17 protein-coding genes and 1 pseudogene are annotated in these 19,475 nt (G+C 55.1%); 17 read left to right on the forward strand and 1 reads right to left on the reverse strand.

Annotation, left to right across the window (positions count from 1 at the left end):
• Positions 1–235: 235 nt before the first annotated feature.
• The 4 genes from AC0L6A_RS12665 (at position 236) to AC0L6A_RS12680 (ending at position 5,365) form a co-directional block, all read left to right on the forward strand.
• Positions 236–1,885 carry an ArnT family glycosyltransferase gene (locus AC0L6A_RS12665; protein ID WP_473290505.1) on the forward strand — a complete coding sequence of 550 codons (1,650 nt, stop codon included), beginning with the start codon at positions 236–238 and terminating at the stop codon, positions 1,883–1,885.
• A gap of 115 nt (positions 1,886–2,000) precedes the next feature.
• The gene (locus AC0L6A_RS12670) at positions 2,001–2,807 is read left to right on the forward strand and encodes a glucose-1-phosphate cytidylyltransferase (protein ID WP_473290507.1); all 807 of its coding nucleotides are present in this window, start codon (positions 2,001–2,003) and stop codon (positions 2,805–2,807) included.
• 172 nt (positions 2,808–2,979) lie between these two features.
• A complete protein-coding gene (locus tag AC0L6A_RS12675) occupies positions 2,980–3,948 on the forward strand; it encodes an NAD-dependent epimerase/dehydratase family protein (protein WP_473290509.1) in 969 nt (322 codons plus the stop codon).
• Between the two features lie 343 nt (positions 3,949–4,291).
• Positions 4,292–5,365 carry a glycosyltransferase family 4 protein gene (locus tag AC0L6A_RS12680; RefSeq protein WP_473290511.1) on the forward strand — a complete coding sequence of 358 codons (1,074 nt, stop codon included), beginning with the start codon at positions 4,292–4,294 and terminating at the stop codon, positions 5,363–5,365.
• 576 nt (positions 5,366–5,941) lie between these two features.
• Here the strand turns inward: AC0L6A_RS12680 and AC0L6A_RS12685 are convergent.
• A complete protein-coding gene (locus tag AC0L6A_RS12685; RefSeq protein ID WP_473290513.1) occupies positions 5,942–8,197 on the reverse strand; it encodes an adenosylcobalamin-dependent ribonucleoside-diphosphate reductase in 2,256 nt (751 codons plus the stop codon).
• A 127-nt stretch (positions 8,198–8,324) separates the two neighbouring features.
• Here AC0L6A_RS12685 and AC0L6A_RS12690 point away from each other — a divergent pair, with 127 nt between their 5' ends.
• From AC0L6A_RS12690 to AC0L6A_RS12750, 13 genes and pseudogenes are all read left to right on the forward strand, one after another.
• The gene (locus AC0L6A_RS12690; RefSeq protein WP_473290515.1) at positions 8,325–8,759 is read left to right on the forward strand and encodes a DUF1489 family protein; all 435 of its coding nucleotides are present in this window, start codon (positions 8,325–8,327) and stop codon (positions 8,757–8,759) included.
• Between the two features lie 227 nt (positions 8,760–8,986).
• Complete coding sequence (locus AC0L6A_RS12695) at positions 8,987–9,859, forward strand: branched-chain amino acid aminotransferase (RefSeq protein ID WP_473290517.1); 873 nt, start codon at positions 8,987–8,989, stop codon at positions 9,857–9,859.
• Positions 9,860–9,926: 67 nt separating this feature from the next.
• Complete coding sequence (locus AC0L6A_RS12700) at positions 9,927–10,382, forward strand: universal stress protein (RefSeq protein WP_473290519.1); 456 nt, start codon at positions 9,927–9,929, stop codon at positions 10,380–10,382.
• A gap of 68 nt (positions 10,383–10,450) precedes the next feature.
• Complete coding sequence (locus tag AC0L6A_RS12705; RefSeq protein ID WP_473290521.1) at positions 10,451–11,014, forward strand: NifU family protein; 564 nt, start codon at positions 10,451–10,453, stop codon at positions 11,012–11,014.
• A 10-nt stretch (positions 11,015–11,024) separates the two neighbouring features.
• Positions 11,025–11,612 carry a tRNA (adenosine(37)-N6)-threonylcarbamoyltransferase complex dimerization subunit type 1 TsaB gene (gene tsaB / locus AC0L6A_RS12710; protein ID WP_473290523.1) on the forward strand — a complete coding sequence of 196 codons (588 nt, stop codon included), beginning with the start codon at positions 11,025–11,027 and terminating at the stop codon, positions 11,610–11,612.
• Between the two features lie 7 nt (positions 11,613–11,619).
• On the forward strand, positions 11,620–12,042 hold the full coding sequence (locus tag AC0L6A_RS12715; RefSeq protein ID WP_473290525.1) for a GNAT family N-acetyltransferase: 423 nt from the start codon (positions 11,620–11,622) through the stop codon (positions 12,040–12,042).
• 178 nt (positions 12,043–12,220) lie between these two features.
• On the forward strand, positions 12,221–13,216 hold the full coding sequence (locus AC0L6A_RS12720) for a BMP family lipoprotein (protein ID WP_473290527.1): 996 nt from the start codon (positions 12,221–12,223) through the stop codon (positions 13,214–13,216).
• A 7-nt stretch (positions 13,217–13,223) separates the two neighbouring features.
• Positions 13,224–14,792 (forward strand): ABC transporter ATP-binding protein, encoded by a 1,569-nt coding sequence (locus AC0L6A_RS12725; RefSeq protein ID WP_473290529.1) that lies wholly within the window; start codon positions 13,224–13,226, stop codon positions 14,790–14,792.
• Positions 14,792–15,898, forward strand: a complete 1,107-nt coding sequence (locus AC0L6A_RS12730; RefSeq protein WP_473290531.1) for an ABC transporter permease — start codon at positions 14,792–14,794, stop codon at positions 15,896–15,898. The genes AC0L6A_RS12725 and AC0L6A_RS12730 overlap by 1 nt, the downstream gene beginning before the upstream one ends.
• Position 15,899: 1 nt before the next feature.
• Entirely contained in the window at positions 15,900–16,907 is a 1,008-nt protein-coding gene (locus AC0L6A_RS12735; protein ID WP_473290533.1) for an ABC transporter permease, read from the forward strand.
• Positions 16,891–17,703 (forward strand): purine-nucleoside phosphorylase, encoded by an 813-nt coding sequence (locus AC0L6A_RS12740; protein WP_473290535.1) that lies wholly within the window; start codon positions 16,891–16,893, stop codon positions 17,701–17,703. Before AC0L6A_RS12735 ends, AC0L6A_RS12740 begins: the two co-directional genes overlap by 17 nt.
• Before the next feature lie 51 nt (positions 17,704–17,754).
• Positions 17,755–18,669, forward strand: coding sequence for a sulfite exporter TauE/SafE family protein (locus AC0L6A_RS12745; RefSeq protein ID WP_473290537.1), 915 nt, complete (start codon positions 17,755–17,757; stop codon positions 18,667–18,669).
• Positions 18,669–19,437, forward strand: a pseudogene (locus tag AC0L6A_RS12750) (TIGR02186 family protein). The gene AC0L6A_RS12745 and the pseudogene AC0L6A_RS12750 overlap by 1 nt, the downstream one beginning before the upstream one ends.
• Positions 19,438–19,475 lie beyond the last annotated feature (38 nt).

The raw sequence follows: 19,475 nt of genomic DNA on the forward strand, positions 1-19,475 counted from the left end.
CCACCTCTGGCACTTCAACAGTGCATGGCAACCACTTCCTGCCTTTCGTTCAGGCTTATGTAACGGGCCACTTGTTCAACGCAGTTGTCTTGGTGCTTATGATGACGCTGGGTGCAGGGACAAATCTGGTGAAGGCCATTGCCCTCGTTTCAACGGTTCTTCTTTTATTCAAACTCGTGTCAGTCGCATTGCGCGGAGGCCAATCTACTTCGTCTGATGGTGAAAGTAGGGCCTCATGAGTGTGACTGAGCTTTACAAATCTGATCCATCTGCATCACCGAGATCGAAAACGATTGACGATCCGGTGGCCCGTCGCATGGGGCAAACCGCCCTTACCATCGGTTTTGTCGTTTTACTGGCAGCCATCTATGGACGACTGATGGGATTTGGATTGCGTCGGGATGAGATGATGTTCGTCCCTCCGGCACGTCTTTTGGGAGAGCTTCAGCTTTACCAGGACGTCTTTTATACCCATGCCCCTTATTCCGCATGGTATTTCCGCGGGTTTGACCTGATTTTCGGAGCAGGAGGGCTGCTGTTTTCAGCCCGAATGGGAGTTTTCGCGGCGTGGCTTATTCTGGCTGGGGTCACAAGTTGGATCACGTTGCGCCTATCAGGTTCCGTGCGCATGTCGGTCTTCGCAGCTGTTGCGATCCTGACTTGCCATCCCTTGATGAACGAGCCGGGCATGGCGGCTTCTAACAATCTTCTGCAGCTCCCTTTTGCCCTCGCGGGCCTAGGTTTGTTTTTGGTCGAACTGCAAGGGCACAGGTTTCGCTGGGCCCAGTTGTTCGTTTCAGGTCTGTGTTTGTCCATTGCGATCGGGATGAAAGTAAGCGCCATTGCATTCATTCCCCCTGTCGCAATTGCCGCCTTTCTGTTGCCCACCGCGCTCCCTTTCGCCCAGCGGGCTCGGCGTGTTGCACTGCCCATTCTTCTTGGTGGATTTGTGGGCGCACTTCCGCTTTTCATACTGCTGTTCACAGACCCACAGCTTTTCTTGGCCCATATCGTCAAATTCTACACTGGGCCGCATGTTGCATATTGGGAAGTTAACCGGCTGATGGAACCCAATTTGCCGATGGGATTGGGCAGCAAAGCACAGCTGGCCTACGGAATCTGGCTTGAGGGTGTCCCCTTGATCACCGGCTTCGTGATCCTTTGCTTTGGCTGGATGGCATTCTCGGAAAACGCTTTAGAGACCGCGGAAATCCAACCGTCGTTTGGACCCATTTTGGTCGTATTGGGCACTATGCTGACAACAGTACTGATGAGTTTTCTGCCAACTCCCGGCTTTTCACAATATTACATCGCACCATTGGTGCTTTTGCCCGTGCTCGCGGCATTGATGCTGAATCATATTCCGGAACAGCTACGGCACCAGACACGTCCGGTTATTGCAGCAGCCGCATTGCTTTGCGTTCTGACTGCCGTTCCCTGGCTTGCACCGGATCTTCGCACAACGCTTGGGGCTGGAACATCGACACCACATCGCATGAATTCAGGTGGTCGTGCCTTGGAAGCTGCAATGAGCGAACAGGGTATCGTAAACGGCAAAGTGGCGACGTTCTTGCCGATATATCCGCTGGAGGCAGGTCTGGATGTTTATCCCGAACTTGCCACCGGTCAACTTGCCTATCGAATTGCCCCGTATACCGATCCGGAACTGGCCAAATATTACGTGATGGCCGGACCAGATGAGATCACATCCATCTTCGACAAAGAGCCGCCAGCCGCGTTTCTACTAGGGTATGAAACTACCCTTGAAGAGCCACTGTTGCGCTATGCAATCTCAAAGGGGTACCGTGAGGTATCCATCAATGGCCTGAACAACCGCTACGGAGAGGGCCGAGTTTTTCTTCAACCTGGGGAGCGTATTCAATGATCCCCCTCACGCAACCATTTCAACCAAATCATTTTCAGTATCACGTCCCGAGGGTGGCACTAACTGGGACATAAAGAACTCGCGTTCAGTTCACTTTTAAAAGGGGAAACGAACCATGCAGACAATTTTGTTAGCCGGAGGCCATGTCTCGCGTTTGGCGGAAGAAACCGGAGCCGTTCCAAAGCCTATGGTCGAAGTTGGTGGTCGCCCGATCATCACACGCGTCATGGATATCTACAGCCATTTTGGGCACAATGACTTCATCGTCGCTGCAGGGCAAAACCCCCTGTCACTAAAACAATATTTTGCAAACTATCACCTGATTGCCAACAACATCACTGTGGCCGTAGACAGCGGCAAGATCGACCTTGTCCCGGCCTCACCCGGAGGGTGGAATGTCTCGGTCGTGGACACAGGTCCCAAGACGATGACCAGCGGACGAATTCGCCGCCTGAAGGAATGGCTAAAACCCGGCTCCTTTATGGTCTCTTACTCTGATGGGCTTGGTAACATCGACATCAACGCACTGATCGAGTTTCACAAATCACACGGTAAATTGGCGACTGTCACTGCGGTTCAGCCCCCTGCCCGCCTCGGCAACATTGAGCTTGCCGGTGATCGCGTCGAAGCGTTCACTCAAAACGTCCGCCGTAGTGATACTTGGATCAATGGGGGTTTCTTCGTTTTCGAACCCGAAGTCATGGACTATTTCGTTGACGATATGGAGCCTTTGGAAAAGTCACCTCTTACTCAGATGGCACAGGATTGCGAGTTGATGGCCTTCAAACATGAAGGCTTCTGGCAACCAATGGACACGATACGGGATCGCAACACGTTAGATGATCTTTGCGAAGAAGAAACGCCTCCTTGGATGCGGTTCAACAAGGAGCTGCCGTCGGACGTCGCAGCCCTAGCGATTTGAGGTCTATGATGTCGGGCGCTGTTTTATCTAATTTCGGCGGCTGTACGGCGAAGCACATCAATGCCGACAACACCGTCATTCTGTTGGATTGCCGCTTCGCGCAAAAACTGCCGGCAACCCTACTCAGCAACTGGCGGACCCTGGTCCATGCATTGCAGAAAGATATGAGCGTATGAGCCGCCGTGTCCTAATATCTGGCGGCACCGGCTTTATCGGGTCACACTTGGCCCGCGCTTTAGTCGCCGAAGGGGATGAGGTCGCAGTTCTATCACGGCCGGGTTCTTCCACTGCCCGCCTACAGGATATCGCATCGCAGATTGGGATTTACTGGGTGGGCTCACAGGATCTGGATGGGCTTAGCCGGCAGATGCAGCAAATCGCGCCTGATGTGATCTATCACCTGAGCGCACAGACGCGGTTCTCATCATCGGATCCGCTTCGCGATCTTACAACTGCGCATGAGGCAAATGTTGCGCCGCTTTTGACCATGATCAGGGCTGCTGACGCTTTACAGAAACCACCCAAGGCATTCATTCGCGCGGGTGCGATTGCCGAATATGGCCGTGCACCGGCCCCGCAGGATGAAGGGTCTCACGCTCAGCCAACCGATGCCTATGCAGCTTCGATGTTGTCGGGAACGCATTACTTGAATGCGGCCCTTCCGTATTTGGGATTTGCGGCAACCACTGCTCGATTGGCACTGACTTATGGCCCGGATCAAGGCGGAGATTTCATTGTTCCGTCAATGGTGGAAGCATGTCTTGCAGAGGAAAGCTTTGATGTGCGACGCCCAGAAGACCGTCGCGACCTGGTGCATGTTTCAGATATGGTTGATGCCTTGAGCGGGCTTGGCCGGGTTGAAGGCGATCTGCCACCCGTGTTGAACCTTGGTTCAGCCACGGCTCATAGTATGCGTGAACTGGCGCAAGCCGTATTGGAAATCACGGGAGCCTCAGAGGATCTTTTACACCTGCATCCACAAGACCCTGAAACGGGCTACGAATTATGCCTGATTTCAGAGCAGGTTTTTGATCTGATCGGCTGGCGCCCATCCCTTGATTTGCACGCTGGCCTGACGCTTATGATCAAAGCGATGAAGGAACAGGGAAATATGTTACCCTATGCAAGGGGAAGCGCATGACAGCGCTCGTTTCAATCCTGATCCCCGCCATGAATAATGAGGCCTATGTATGACGCGCTAATGATCGCCTGCTGGCCGTTTTTGAAGCCCTTGAAGGCTATGTGCCGAGTGGTCGTCGGGCCTTACGACACCAACGGCCTTACTTTTGCTCTCAATGAAGTTGAATGTAGTGTTACTTGGCATTTTTGGAGGATATATTGGGCTCATATTTTTCCAGTCAAGAAAACTTGCACCAACCGGCATTCGAGACACAATCAAATGCGCCGGACGGTTCATCTGACACAGAGATTCCCTTCAATATCAGTAGGGGAAAAACAAGGTTCCTAACGCGGCGGAGTAGTACGTGAAAATCCTAATGACACAGGGCGGGTTTGGTGCAGGCGGTGCTGAAAAGGTTGTCGCCATGATCGCCGCCTATCGCGCAGCAATGGGTGATGACGTGACCGTCATGGGTTTTAACATGCCCGATAACGGGTCATATTTTCCTTATCCCGAGAGCGTTCAGCTTCTTGTACCCAATGGGGCGAAAGGCGGCTCTCCTATCGCGCGCCTAAAAATGATCCGGAAAACCATCCGCAGCGAGCGTCCGGATGTGGTTTTGTCCTTTTTGACAAAGGTGAATGTACTTAGCCTTGCGGCTGCGATCGGAACCGGGACACCTGTTGTGATTTCAGAACGCAACAACCCGCGCGCCCAAAATGCCCATCCCATTTGGCGACATGCACAGAACCTACTGGTGCGCCGCGCAGCCTGCGCTGTTATGCAAACGGAGCGTGCCCGCGCGGATCTACCCTCTTCCGTACAAGGTTCATCTGTCGTGATCCCCAACCCCTGCGCACCACATGAAACCCACAAAGCCGCACCGGATTCTGCGAAGAACCGATTGGTCGCCGTAGGTCGGCTGGACAAGCAAAAGGGGTTTGACGTTCTTTTGCGTGCAATGGTCCAGATCACCCAAGAGGTTCCAGACGCCAGTTTGACAATCCACGGCGAAGGGCCTGAACGTGCTAAATTGGAAGCACTGCGCTCCAAGCTTGACCTGACAGATCGCGTCACCCTGCCTGGGGCCAGCCCAATACCCGGTTCATGGCTGTCCGGGGCTGATGTCCTGGTCATGCCCTCCCGTTTTGAAGGCTTTCCAAATGTGCTAGCGGAAGCAACGGTCAACGGCCTGCCCGTTGTGTCCACAGATTGTGATTTCGGCCCACGCGAGATCATTTCCGAAGGTGAAAACGGTCTGCTTGTTCCTGTCGACGATAGTCAGGCCTTGTCTGATACGATCAGCCGATTGCTGAAAGATCGCGACTTACGCACCCATATGGCGGGCTCGGCCGCGATCAATCGCGACCGGTTGGCACCCCAACGAATTTTGCAAGATTGGGATCACGTCATCGCGCAGGCCACGACTCGGGTTTAAACTGAGAGTACCGCGTCGAGCTCGTCAAAGCTTTCGATCACACAATCAGCTGCATGCAGATCATCGGGGGCCTCAGGCGTATGATAGAGTTACTCTCAGCGGCAAGCTTCCCCGAGGAACGCCTTGGTTATCTTGAATGGTCAGATAAAGCCCTTGATTTGGCATATCCACACCGAATGACCAACTGGCCGATACCGCGAGATGGGCGCTTGTGGATCACATACACATTCAACGTTTTCATCGACGAAGCGAAAGATCAGTGGCCTCTTGCGTAAGCTGACATTCATTGCACCGCAGAAATTTGGCAGAATGGGCTCGCGATCTGTGAGTTCGCCGATCACTGAATTTTGCATGCGCAGCGAATGTCCGTAATGACGGGTCGCACCGCAGCATGTCCGAGGATGGCTGGAGGTCGGCTTTGGGCCGCTTGCGACCGCGTGATTACATCGTCACAGCCACTTCTCCATCACTTTTGAAACGAGGCACAAACGCGCCACGCAAGCTCATTGCGATTGGAAGAAAACCTGTCCCAATGGAAGGTTTATGTGAGACGGGACACACTCAAAAAGCCGGTTCTCAGCCGCACTTTGAATGGCCACAAGACGCACAGGTCATGCACCCTTCAATCATACGCATATCGAACTGGCCGCAGCTGGGGCAGGCTTTCCCGCGGGGCCGCTCGCCTAGGTTTACAACCTCGGCCTGCGGATCCGATTTAAGGCCCATGCCTTCGCCTTCGATGAAGCCGGTGGCAATCATGTGACGCTCGATCACAGACCCGATCGCAGCCAAGATCGAGGGGATGTATTTCCCGTCCATCCATGCGCCACCACGCGGATCAAATACGGCTTTCAGTTCTTCCACGACAAAGCTCACGTCGCCACCGCGCCGGAACACGGCCGAAATCATGCGGGTCAGCGCCACGGTCCAAGCGAAATGCTCCATATTTTTGGAGTTGATGAAGACTTCGAACGGACGGCGGTGCCCGTTCATGATCAGATCGTTCACGGTAATATAGATCGCGTGCTCGCTGTCGGGCCACTTAACTTTGTAGGTGTGCCCTTCCAACGATTGCGGACGATCCAATGGCTCTGAGATGTAGACAACATCCGCGCCACTGTCGGCCTCGGGTGCTTTCTCGCTTTCCTCGGATATGGACAGAACCGATCCGGTCACGTCATTCGGGCGGTAGGTGGTGCAGCCTTTGCAGCCTGTTTCCCACGCCTCCATATAGACGTCTTTGAAGTCCTCAAACCCAATGTCTTCGGGGCAGTTGATCGTCTTGGAAATCGAGCTGTCGATCCATTTCTGCGCAGCCGCCTGCATCTTCACGTGATCCATCGGGGCCAGAGTTTGCGCGTTGACGAAGTAATCCGGAAGCTCTTTATCGCCAAACTTGTCGCGCCACAGCTGTACGGCGTAGTCCACGACTTCCTCTTCAGTGCGCGTGCCATCCTTTTGCAGGACTTTACGGGTGTACGCATAGGCAAACACAGGCTCGATCCCTGAGGACACGTTGCCCGCATACAGGCTGATGGTGCCGGTGGGTGCAATCGAGGTCAGAAGCGCGTTGCGAATGCCGTGTTCACGGATCGCGTCACGCACGTCATCGTCCATGTGTTGAAGCGAGCCTGAGGCAAGGAACTTCTCGGCGTCAAACAGTGGGAACGGACCCTTTTCTTTGGCCAGATCAACCGACGCCAAATAGGACGCACGCGCAATCTGCTTCATCCAGGCTTCGGTCTGTGCGGCAGCCTCGTCCGAGCCATAGCGCAGGCCGAGCATCAAAAGCGCATCTGCCAGTCCGGTGACTCCAAGGCCGATCCGGCGCTTGGCTTGCGCTTCTTGCGCCTGTGCTTCCAGCGGGAAACGGCTTTCATCCACCACGTTGTCCATCATGCGCACAGCGGTCGCCACCAGCTCTGAAAGCCCATCTGCGTCCAACTGGGCGGCGGTCTCAAACGGGTCTTTGACCAACTTGGCAAGGTTGATTGATCCCAGCAGACAAGCGCCATAAGGCGGCAAGGGTTGTTCACCGCACGGGTTGGTCGCCGCGATGGTTTCACAGTAGTTCAGATTGTTCATCTGATTGATGCGATCAATGAAGATCACGCCCGGCTCGGCGTAGTCATAGGTCGCTTTCATGATCTTGTTCCAAAGATCACGGGCTTCAACCGTGTGATAAATCGTGTCGTTGAACTTCAGATTCCAGCTTCCGTCTTCCTTTACGGCCGTCATGAAATCATCAGTGACCAGAACCGACATGTTGAACATGCGCAAACGGGCCGCGTCAGACTTCGCTGTGATGAAATCCTGAATATCCGGGTGATCGCAACGCATGGTCGCCATCATCGCGCCGCGGCGTGAACCTGCCGACATGATTGTTCGGCACATGGCATCCCAGACGTCCATGAAAGACAGCGGCCCAGACGCATCCGCCGCCACGCCCATCACATCGGCCCCACGCGGGCGGATGGTCGAGAAATCATAGCCGATTCCGCCGCCTTGCTGCATGGTCAGCGCAGCTTCTTTCAACATGTCGAAAATACCGCCCATGCTGTCAGGAATGGTGCCCATCACAAAGCAGTTGAACAGGGTAACCGACCGGCCGGTGCCTGCACCTGCGGTGATGCGGCCTGCTGGCAAGTACTTAAAATCGTCCAGCGCGTCGTAGAATCGCTGCTCATGCTCGGTTTCTGAGGCCGACAGGGCGCGTGCAATGCGTCGCCATGTGTCTTCGACCGTCAAGTCTTGCGGCGTGCCATCCGCCTCTTTAAGGCGGTATTTCATATCCCAGATCTGTTCGGCGATGGGGGCAGCAAAGCGAGTCATTAAGCGTCAATCCTGTTCGGCGTGGAAGGTGTTCCAGAATAGGCGATTTGGTCTGGAAAGGTCAATTGCCAAAGCTAGTCATTCACACTAAAATCGACATTCTGAACACAACATCTAGTAGACCCCCATGACGAAACACGTAAATCTTGTGAAGCTCTGCGTCGGCGCTGAAAAGGTCGAAGATCTGACCGCATGGCAAAACATGCGTTTGGGGCAGTCTGGAATGCCCAACCCGCGTCATGTGACTCGGATGTGGCCAAAACGCGAATCCGAACTGCTGAACGGGGGATCGCTTTACTGGGTTTTCAAAGGCCTGATCCTTGCGCGCCAGCGTATTTTGCGCCTTGAAGAGGTCATTGGTGAAGACGGAATTCGCCGCTGTGGTTTGGTACTGGATCACGCGGTTATACGCACAGAAAGCCAACCAAGACGTGCGTTCCAAGGCTGGCGGTATCTGAACGCAAACGATGCCCCACGCGATTTGATCGGCACCAACAGCACGGATCAGGATCCCCTGCCCGCTGAACTGGCATCCGCTTTGGCCGATATCGGCATTCGGTAGCACTGTCACAAAACTTTTTCATCTGTCGGTCAGACTGTCACCGTGCCTGAAACAACCGTTCCGGATGCCCGCCCGGACATGCTTCAGGACACAATCGCGTGCCCGTCTGGTCCTATTGCACGCATTTGCGCTCTGGCAGCTCCCCAAGCTGTCAGAGCGACTTCTTTTGCCGCTCTTGGAACCGGCTGACTTCGCTGGTAACTTCCCAAAAAATCTGGGAGGTCATCATGGCAATCGGCACAAACATCCGCACCTATTTCAACGGCAGTTGGCACAATGAAGATGTAGCTGTGATGAAAGCGGCCGATCATGGATCATGGCTGGGCACCAATGTTTTTGACGGAGCGCGCTATTTCGAGGGCGTACACCCGGACCTAGATTCTCACTGCGCCCGCACCAATCGTTCTGCCAAAGCGCTGATGATTACGCCAACCGTTTCGACGCAGCAGATGGTTGAGATCGTCAAAGAAGGTCTGGCTTTGTACCCCAAAGACGCAGCCGTCTATATCCGCCCCATGTACTGGGCGTTGGATGGTGGCCACATGGGGGTTGCCCCAAAAGAGGGCGCAACAGGTTTCGCGGTTTGTTTGGAGGAAATTCCCATGACACCCGCGGCGGCCTCGACAACCCTGACGACCTCACGGTTCCGCCGCCCGACACTCGACAGTGCTGTTGTAAACGCCAAAGCAGGCTGCCTTTACCCAAACAACGCGCGCATTCTACTTGAGGCGCGTTCCAAGGGCTTCGACAATGCGCTGGTCACCGATGCACTTGGCAATGTCGCTGAAACAGCGACCACGAATGTGTTTACGGTTCGGGATGGCGAAGTCTTCACCCCCATTGCCAATGGGTGTTTTCTGGCTGGCATCACCCGCGCACGTCATATCAACAACATGCGCGCCAATGGCTTCACCGTGCACGAGACAGTCTTGGGCTATGATGATTTCCATCAAGCAGACGAGGTGTTCGTGACCGGCAATATGTCCAAAATCACTCCGGTCAGCGCGTTTGAAGAAACACGCTATAATGCGGGGCCGGTCACCCGGAACGTGCGTGAATTGTATTGGGATTGGGCGCTTTCCGACGCAGCCCGCAACTGAACTTGATCGAAAACGATAGACACTCCCCAGCCCCTCGGGCAAAGTGATCGCGTTTCGGAGGACACCTATGCGCAAGTTTCTCGTAATTCTAGATGACAGCCGCGAATGCCTGAACGCCATGCGTTTTGCGGCCATGCGCGCGGCTCATACCGGCGGCGGCGTGACCGTCCTGTCAATCATTCCCCCAGAGGAGTTCAACCACTGGATTGGTGTTGGCGAACTGATGCGGGAAGAAGAGCGTGAGCGGATTACCGTGCATTATGAAGTCTTCGCCAAGTGGATGCGCGATCGCCAAGATGTTGAACCTGAATTGGTTATCCGCGAAGGCGAAGCCGTTCATGAAATTCTGGCCCATGTACGCGAAAACTCTGATGTCGGCGTTTTGGTTCTTGGTGCGGGGGAAGGGAAATCCGGCCCCGGCCCGCTGGTCACGCAAATGACGCGAGCAGCAGCAGAATTGCCAATCCCGATTACGATTGTGCCCGGCACCATGACCAAAGAACGGCTAGAAGCGATCACCTGACGCAAGCAGCCCGCTTGACAGATTGAGGTCCGAGGCCCATATCAAACCTGACAAAAAAGGTGTGCCCCATGTTCATTCAGACCGAATCCACTCCGAACCCCGCGACATTGAAGTTCCTGCCTGGTCAGGACGTTCTTGGCGGTGGAACCGCTGATTTTCCGACTGCAGATGCTGCGGGCGCGTCGCCGTTGGCGGAACGCGTGTTTAAAGTTAATGGCGTAACTGGTGTGTTCTTCGGCGCTGATTTCGTGACCGTCACCAAAGACGAAGCCATTGATTGGGATCACATCAAGCCAGCAATTCTGGGCGCGATCATGGAGCACTTCCAATCTGGTCAGCCGATCATGGCAGGTGACGCGGTTGCGGCCTCAGGTCATGCTGAACATGACGGTGAAGATGGCGAGATTGTTGAGCAAATCAAAGAGCTGCTTGATACACGCGTACGCCCTGCGGTGGCACAAGATGGCGGTGACATCACCTTTCATGGCTTTGATCGCGGCATCGTTTATCTGCATATGCAAGGCGCTTGTGCCGGTTGCCCGTCTTCGACCCTGACGTTGAAAATGGGGATCGAGAACTTGCTGAAGCACTATATTCCTGAAGTGGTTGAGGTGCGCCCAGTTGCAGCCTAACCCACTTATTTTGGCATTCGACACATCGGCCGCGCATTGCGCGGCCGCTTTGCTGTGTGGCGACAAGATTGTGGTGGAACGCGTTGAACACATGGCCAAGGGACAGGCTGAACGTCTGTTTCCCTTGCTGGAAGAAGTTCTGGTCGACGGCGGAGTGACCTGGACTGACCTTTCTGCCATTGGCGTCGGTATCGGCCCCGGTAACTTCACAGGCATTCGCATTTCAGTATCTGCTGCACGCGGGCTTGCCCTGTCGCTCAACATACCCGCCATCGGTGTTTCGTCGCTTGAGGCTCAGGTATCCAACGCTGCGCGACCCGTTTGGTCGTTGATCGACGCACGGCGTGATCATTTTTATGCGCAACAGTTCGAAAACGGTCAGACATCTTCGCCAGAGCTGATTACGTATGAACAGACACAAAACTTAAAAGGGGATCGCGTGGGCCCTGTATCTGATCAGAACCCTGCCCCGGCCATCGCACAGATTGCGGCCGAGCGGCTGAGCTCAAACGCGCCAATTGATCGCCCAGCACCTTTGTATATCAGATCAGCAGACGCGGCCCCTCCGAAAGACCCGGCCCCAACCATTTTGCCGTAGAAACAGCATGCCCAATTCGCACGCCCAAAAGCTGTCTGCCATCCATCACGCCGCATTTGACACGTCTCGCGGCTGGAGCGCTGAGGAAATCGAGCAGCTGCTTGTTTCAAGCCATGTGTTCGCAGTCACCAGACCTGATGGGTTTGCGATGGGGCGGGTGGTTGTTGACGAAGCAGAGCTTCTAACAATAGCGGTTCTGCCCAGTGCCCGAGGTCACGGGCAAGGTACCGCCCTTTTGCAGGAGTTCGAGCGGACGGCCGTCGAACGTGGCGCAACGCGCGCCTTCCTAGAGGTGGCCACTGACAATCACGCAGCGGTGGCACTTTACAAGAACTCTGGCTGGAGTATCTGCGGCAAACGTCCCAACTATTACACCCGCGATGATGGTTCATCTTGCGATGCCATCTTGATGGAAAAGCACGTTACCTAGCGTGAACCAACTGAATTTCCCCAGAAATTGCGGCACTGCGGCGAACAAAAGTTGTGATCACCTCTTGCCCTTGTTGTAAAATCCCGGATGATCCTTTGCAGCGATCTGCTCGCAGACTTTGGGGAATCGGCGGACATTCGGTCTGTACGGCCCCACAACAATAACCGGGAGAATTGAAATGACCCTGATGAAAAGCTTTCTAGGCGCAGCCGCGTCGTTGGCCCTGACCGCAGGTGCCGCGCTGGCTGAGCCCGCAATCATTTTCGACTTGGGCGGAAAATTTGACAAATCCTTCAACGAAGCTGGCTTCAATGGCGCCGAAAAATGGGCCAAGGAAACTGGTGGTTCGTATCTTGAGGTCGAACTGCAATCCGAAGCCCAGCGCGAACAAGCTCTGCGCCGCTTCGCTGAAACGGGTGCCAACCCTGTGATCACCATGGGTTTCGCCATGTCGACCCCGATCTCGGAAGTTGCACCGGATTACCCTGACACGACCTTCGTCACCATTGACGGCTGGTCGGATGCACCGAACGTTTTGAACGTCGCGTTTTCCGAGCATGAAGGCTCCTACCTAGTTGGTATGATGGCTGCGACGGCGTCCAAATCGGGCACCGTTGGCTTCATTGGCGGCATGGACATTCCGCTGATCCGCAAATTTGCCTGCGGCTATGCTGAAGGCGTTCTGGCTGTGAACCCTGACGCAACTGTCATTGCCAACATGACTGGCACCACGCCTTCGGCTTGGAACGACCCGGTTAAAGGTGGCGAACTGACCAAAGCGCAGATCAGCCAAGGCGCTGACATCGTATACGCTGCGGCTGGCGGTACCGGACTTGGTGTTCTGCAAACTGCTGCGGACGAAGGTATCCTGTCGATCGGCGTGGATTCCAACCAAAACCACTTGCAATCAGGCAAGGTTCTGACCTCGATGATGAAGCGCGTTGACGTTGCCGTCTACGACGCCATGTCAGTGGGTGCAGATATCAAACCTGGTGTACGTGTGATGAACCTGGCTGCTGAAGGTGTTGGTTACGCGATGGACGAACACAACGCCGCGTTGGTTTCGGACGAGATGAAAGCTGTTGTTGACGCAGCAGCTGCCAAGATCATCTCGGGCGAACTGGTGGTACACGACTACATGTCGGATGACAGCTGCCCAGTTCTGGACTTCTGATCCGATCATGGCTGACATGAAAAACGAGGGGCAACAGGCGACTGTTGCCCCCGCTATCGAGCTTCGCGGTATCTCAAAAGCCTTCGGGCCGGTGCAGGCGAACAAGGACATCTCGATTTCCGTGAAGCCGGGTACGATCCATGGGATCATCGGCGAAAACGGCGCGGGAAAATCTACGCTGATGTCCATCCTCTATGGGTTTTACAAAGCCGATGAAGGGCAAATCTTCATCCACGGCAATGAGACCCAAATCCCTGACAGTCAGGCGGCTATTCGCGCGGGCATCGGGATGGTGTTCCAGCACTTCAAACTGGTCGAAAACTTCTCGGTGCTTGAGAACGTGATCCTTGGAGTCGAAGAAGGCGCGATGCTGCGCCCATCTTTGGCCAAGGCGCGTAAGTCTTTGAAAGCACTTGCGGATGAGTACGAGCTCCACGTTGATCCCGAAGCCCTGATCGAAAATCTAGGCGTTGGAACCCAGCAGCGTGTCGAGATCCTTAAAGCGCTGTATCGCGAAGCCGACATCCTGATTTTGGACGAACCCACGGGTGTTCTGACACCCGCCGAGGCTGACCACCTGTTCCGCATTCTGAACGGACTGCGGGATCAAGGCAAAACCATCATCCTGATCACCCACAAACTGCGCGAGATCATGGAGATCACGGACACAGTATCTGTGATGCGGCGCGGAGAAATGACCGCGACTGTTAAAACCAAGGACACCAATCCGGAAGAACTGGCCGAGCTGATGGTTGGCCGCAAAGTCCTGTTGCAGGTCGATAAAGTCCCTGCGCAACCCGGCGAAAAGGTGTTGGAAGTCACGAACCTACATATGGTTGATGACCACGGCGTCGAACGCCTAAAGGGCATTGATCTAAACGTCCGTGCGGGCGAGATTTTGGGGATCGCAGGCGTATCCGGCAATGGACAAACCCAGCTTCTTGAGGTTCTGGGTGGCTACGCATCAGCCACCGGAGAAATCCGGATCAACGGTGATCCTATTGATTTGACGGGAAAATACTCCGACGGTCGGTCACGACGTGAACGCGGCATTGCGCATGTACCGGAAGATCGGCAAGAGCACGGTTTGATCATGAACTTCCCCGCATGGCAAAACATCGCATTCGGATATCACCACGAACCCGAGTTTCAGAAGAACAAGCTTCTGATGGACAATGCCAAGATGGTCGAGGTTGCGCAGGACAAGATGGATCGCTTTGATGTGCGACCTCCTTTGCCGAACCTGGCTGCAAAAAGCTTCTCTGGAGGCAACCAGCAAAAGATCGTTGTTGCCCGCGAGATTGAGCGAAACCCAGATTTGCTATTGGTTGGCCAACCCACACGCGGTGTCGATATTGGTGCGATCGAGTTCATCCACAAACAGATCATTGGCCTGCGCGACCAAGGCAAAGCGGTATTGCTGATTTCGGTCGAGCTGGAAGAAATTCTATCGCTGTCTGACCGGATTGCTGTGATGTTTGACGGTCATATTATGGGCGAGCGCTTGCCTTCCGAAACGGACGAGCGAGAGCTTGGCCTTCTCATGGCCGGCGTCACCGGCGAGGGAGATAACTGATGGAAAAGATGCCTAAATGGGCTGACGTTGCCCTGATCCCCTTCCTAAACCTGCTTATCGCTTTTGTCCTGTCCGGCCTTGTGATTTTCGCCATTGGTGAAAACCCGTTCAAAGCGCTGATGACCATGATCGATGGGGCCTTTGGGTCCACTTACGGCTGGGGCTATACGCTTTACTACACCACCAACTTCATCTTTACCGGATTGGCCGTTTCGATCGCCTTCAAGGCGGCGATGTTCAATATTGGCGGCGAAGGTCAGGCAATCATCGGGGGGCTGGGCGTCGGTCTGGCGTGCCTGTTCATTCCAACTGCTCTGATGCCCCATTGGTCCATTGCGCTGGTCTTTGCGATGATCGCTGGTGGTCTATTCGGCGCGGGCTGGGCGCTAATCCCTGCCTATCTGCAAGCCAAACGTGGCAGCCACGTTGTGATCACCACGATCATGTTCAACTTCATTGCGACGGCTTTGATGGGCTACCTGCTGATCAAACCCCTAAAGCTGAAGGGTGCCCAAGAAAGTGCGTCCGCCAGTTTCCCGGATGTCACGAACCTGCCAACGCTGCATGAAATTCTTGCCCCTCTTGGCATCAATTTCTCAAAATCAGCCCCGGCAAACGTGTCGCTGTTCATCGCGTTGGCCATGTGCGTCGTTGTCTATCTTCTGATGAATCGGTCGCGGTTGGGTTATGAGATCCGCGCATTTGGTGAAAGCCCGACAGCGTCGGTTTATGCAGGCATTTCGCCAACGAAAATCATCATCGTCGCCATGATGTTGTCCGGAGCCATCTCAGGCCTCATGGCCATCAACGCCACGATGGGACAACACGAGCGGTTGATTCTGAATGCGGTTGAGGGCGCGGGCTTTATCGGCATTGCTGTGGCGCTTATGGGCCGCAACCACCCGTTCGGCGTGCTGCTGGCAGCGCTGCTCTTTGGCTTTCTTTATCAAGGTGGCAGCGAGCTGTCGCTTTGGACAAAAATTCCGCGCGAACTGATCATTGTTATTCAGGGCTTGGTGATCTTGTTCACTGGGGCGCTGGACAATTTGGTGCGCCTGCCGGTGGAACGGATGTTCATCGCCGCCGCCAAACGAAAGGACGCGTAAGATGGATTTCCTGACGATCATCCAGATTGCAGACTCGGCGCTGCGCCTTGCGACACCTCTTTTGTTTGCCTGCCTGGCTGGCCTGTTTTCAGAACGCGCCGGTATTTTTGACATCGGGCTTGAAGGCAAAATCCTTGCCTCAGCTTTTATGTCGGCGGCGATCGCCTATGTCACGGGCTCGGTTTGGCTTGGCCTTCTGGCCGGTGTCTTTGCCTCAATCTGTTTCTCGGCCGTCCATGGCGTCGCATCGATTACATTCCGGGGCAACCAACTGATCTCGGGCGTGGCTTTGAACTTTCTAGCCTCTGGCATCACGGTGCTGGCGGCTCAGGCTTGGTTTGGCCAAGGCGGCCGCACCCCTCCCTTGATGGGAGGTGGACGCTTCTTGCCCATCGAACTGCCCTTCGCCCTTGGTAAGACCGATGCAGAAGCCGCAGGCGTTCCTCTGCGTGTTCTGATCCAACAGGCCAATCCTGTTCAGCAAGTCTATTCCGAGTTCATCTCGGGCCACACGATCCTTGTTTATGTGGCGCTTCTGATGGTGCCGCTGTCGTGGTTCATTCTATTCCGCACGCGCTTCGGTCTGCGACTGCGTGCTGTGGGCGAAAATCCGGCAGCCGTGGATACGGCAGGCATTTCTGTGGTGCGACTGCGCTACGCATCAATGGCGATCGCCGGCACCCTGTGTGGGCTGTCAGGCGTATATCTGGCAACTGGACTGGGCGCAGGCTTCATCAAGGAAATGTCAGCAGGCCGTGGATATATCGCATTGGCTGCCCTGATCTTTGCCAAATGGAAACCCGTGCCAGCTTTGGGTGCGACCTTCTTGTTTGGTCTGCTGGAAGCCATCGCCAATCGCTATCAAAACATCGACCTAGGCGGCATCGTCATTCCGGTGCAGTTCATGCAGGCCCTGCCGTACATCCTGACCGTGGTGATCCTTGCCGGGTTTGTTGGCAAGGCCGTCGCGCCAAAAGCAGGCGGACAACCTTATGTCAAAGAACGCTAAGGCCGTCGCGGATCAGATCCGCGCGATTGCCGGATCTGATCCAGTCTCGGTCGGTTTGGTACTGGGGTCGGGACTGGGACATTTGGCTGAGGCTGTGGACGGCGTAGCGATCCCCTATGATCAACTGGATGGGTTTCCCCATGCGGGCGTTTCGGGACACAATCCGAACCTTGCCATCGGCACACTTGGCAACACACGCGTTGCTGTGTTCGGCGGACGCGAGCACTATTACGAGAGCGGCCGTTCTGACGCGATGCGCCTGCCGCTTGAAGTCCTGCGCGAACTCGGCGCAGACCGCCTGATCCTGACCAATGCGGCCGGGTCGATGCGTCCTGACATTCCGCCGGGCGAGCTGATGCAGATCACAGATCACATCAACTTCTCGGGCCTGAACCCACTGATCGGTGAAAAAACAGACGCCCGTTTCGTTCCCATGGGCGGCGCATACGACCCTGACATGACCGCCGATTTTCAGCGCATCGCGCAAGCGGAAGGGATCGCGCTGCAACAAGGCGTCTATGCGTGGTATTCGGGTCCATCATTCGAAACACCTGCCGAAATTAAGGCCATCCGCACCTTGGGGGCGGATGCCGTTGGCATGTCTACGGTACCTGAAGTGATTCTGGCGCGGTTCCTTGGGCTACGCGTTGCGGGCTTCTCGACCATCACAAACATGGCTCAGGGCATGTCAGACGAGGCCATAAGCCACGAGCACACCAAGAAAATGGCACCACTTGGCGCAGAAAAGCTGGAAAAACTGGTTTGGCGCTACTTAACAGGTGACGAACGGGCGTAGTTTGAGCCATTAAGGTCGCACCCCACGACCACTAATTCAGAGTTTTGCCCCATGCAGATTTACCTGCCAATCGCCGAAGTGTCCGTGAACGCGTTCCTTCTGCTGGGCCTTGGTGGCATCGTCGGCGTCCTGTCGGGCATGTTTGGTGTTGGAGGCGGCTTTCTGATGACGCCGCTTCTGTTCTTCATCGGGATCCCGCCCGCAGTTGCGGTTGCCACCGAAGCCAACCAAATTGTTGCCAGCTCATTCTCCGGCGTGCTTGCCCACCTAAAGCGAAAGACGGTGGACCTTCGCATGGGTTGCGTGCTGCTTGTCGGTGGTTTGATTGGTGCGGCGCTGGGCGTGCAACTGTTCAACGCCCTGAAAGCCATTGGTCAGGTCGACCTGTTGGTAAAGCTTTGCTACGTCTTGTTCCTGGGTATCATTGGGTCACTGATGTTCGTCGAGAGCCTGCGTGCGCTAATGAAATCGCGTGGCGGCAGCGTTCCGAAACGACGCAAGCACACTTGGGTTCACAACCTGCCTTTCAAGATGAAATTCCGCACATCCGGACTTTATATCTCGGTCATTCCGCCGATCTTGGTCGGTGTACTTGTGGGTATTCTGGCCGCGATCATGGGTGTGGGTGGCGGCTTTATCATGGTGCCTGCCATGATCTACTTGCTTGGAATGCCTACGAAAGTTGTTGTCGGAACATCGTTGTTCCAGATCATCTTTGTGACCGCCTTCACGACGCTTCTGCATGCCACCACCAACTTCACCGTTGATATGGGGCTTGCCGTGCTTCTTTTGATCGGTGGTGTGATTGGGGCCCAAATTGGGGCACGGATCGGCGTCAAGCTTAAGGCTGAACAGCTGCGTGTTCTGTTGGCTCTGATGGTTCTTGTCGTCTGCGGAAAACTGGGGCTGGATCTACTGATCATGCCGACCGAGCTGTTCGAGCTTGGCGCTGCGGGAGGTCACTGATGCTGCGCCTTCTTGCCGTCTTCTCATTTCTGCTTCTGTCCGCCCTGCCCGGCCGCTCGGAAGAAGTCGTAGCCGGTCTTAGCCAGAACCGAGTTTCCATCACCGCGACATTCGTAGGGTCCGAGATCCTGATTTTCGGCGCGGTGAAACGTGACAGCCCTCCGCCCCAAGATAACCCTCTGGAAGTCGTCGTTGTGGTTGAAGGACCCAGTGGGCCCATCACAATTCGCAAGAAAGCGAAGCGCTTTGGGATTTGGGTGAATACCGAGGCGATGGAACTTGCCGCAGCCCCAAGTTTCTATGCGGTTGCGTCTTCGGCTCCCCTTGAACAAAGCGTCTCGACACTCGACGATCTGCGTCATCTGATTTCCGTCGAACGGTCGATCAAGATATCGGAAAACCCGTTCAACATCGATGACCCGCGCGAATTCGTTGAAGCCCTGATCCGCATTCGACAGAAGGCAGGCTTGTACAAGCTTCTAGAAAGCTCGGTGAAGCTTCAAAAAGACACGCTCTTTGAGACACGCGTCGCCTTGCCAGCCAATCTGACTGAAGGTGAGTATCGCACGCGTATTTTGCTGACCCGCGGCGGGGAAGTAACGTCTGAATACGAAACCGTCATCAATGTTCAGAAGGTTGGGTTGGAGCGGTGGAGTCTTTAACCTGGCTCACGAAAAACCCCTGATCTATGGCTTGCTGTCTTTGGTTATCGCCATCGCTGCAGGCTGGGGTGCATCAGCCATCTTCCGCGTGTTCCTGAGAAACTGATCTCCGACGTTTTTCTCGCAACCAACCGAAAGCATGTA

Source organism: Aliiroseovarius sp. D2-2, from assembly GCF_055809455.1.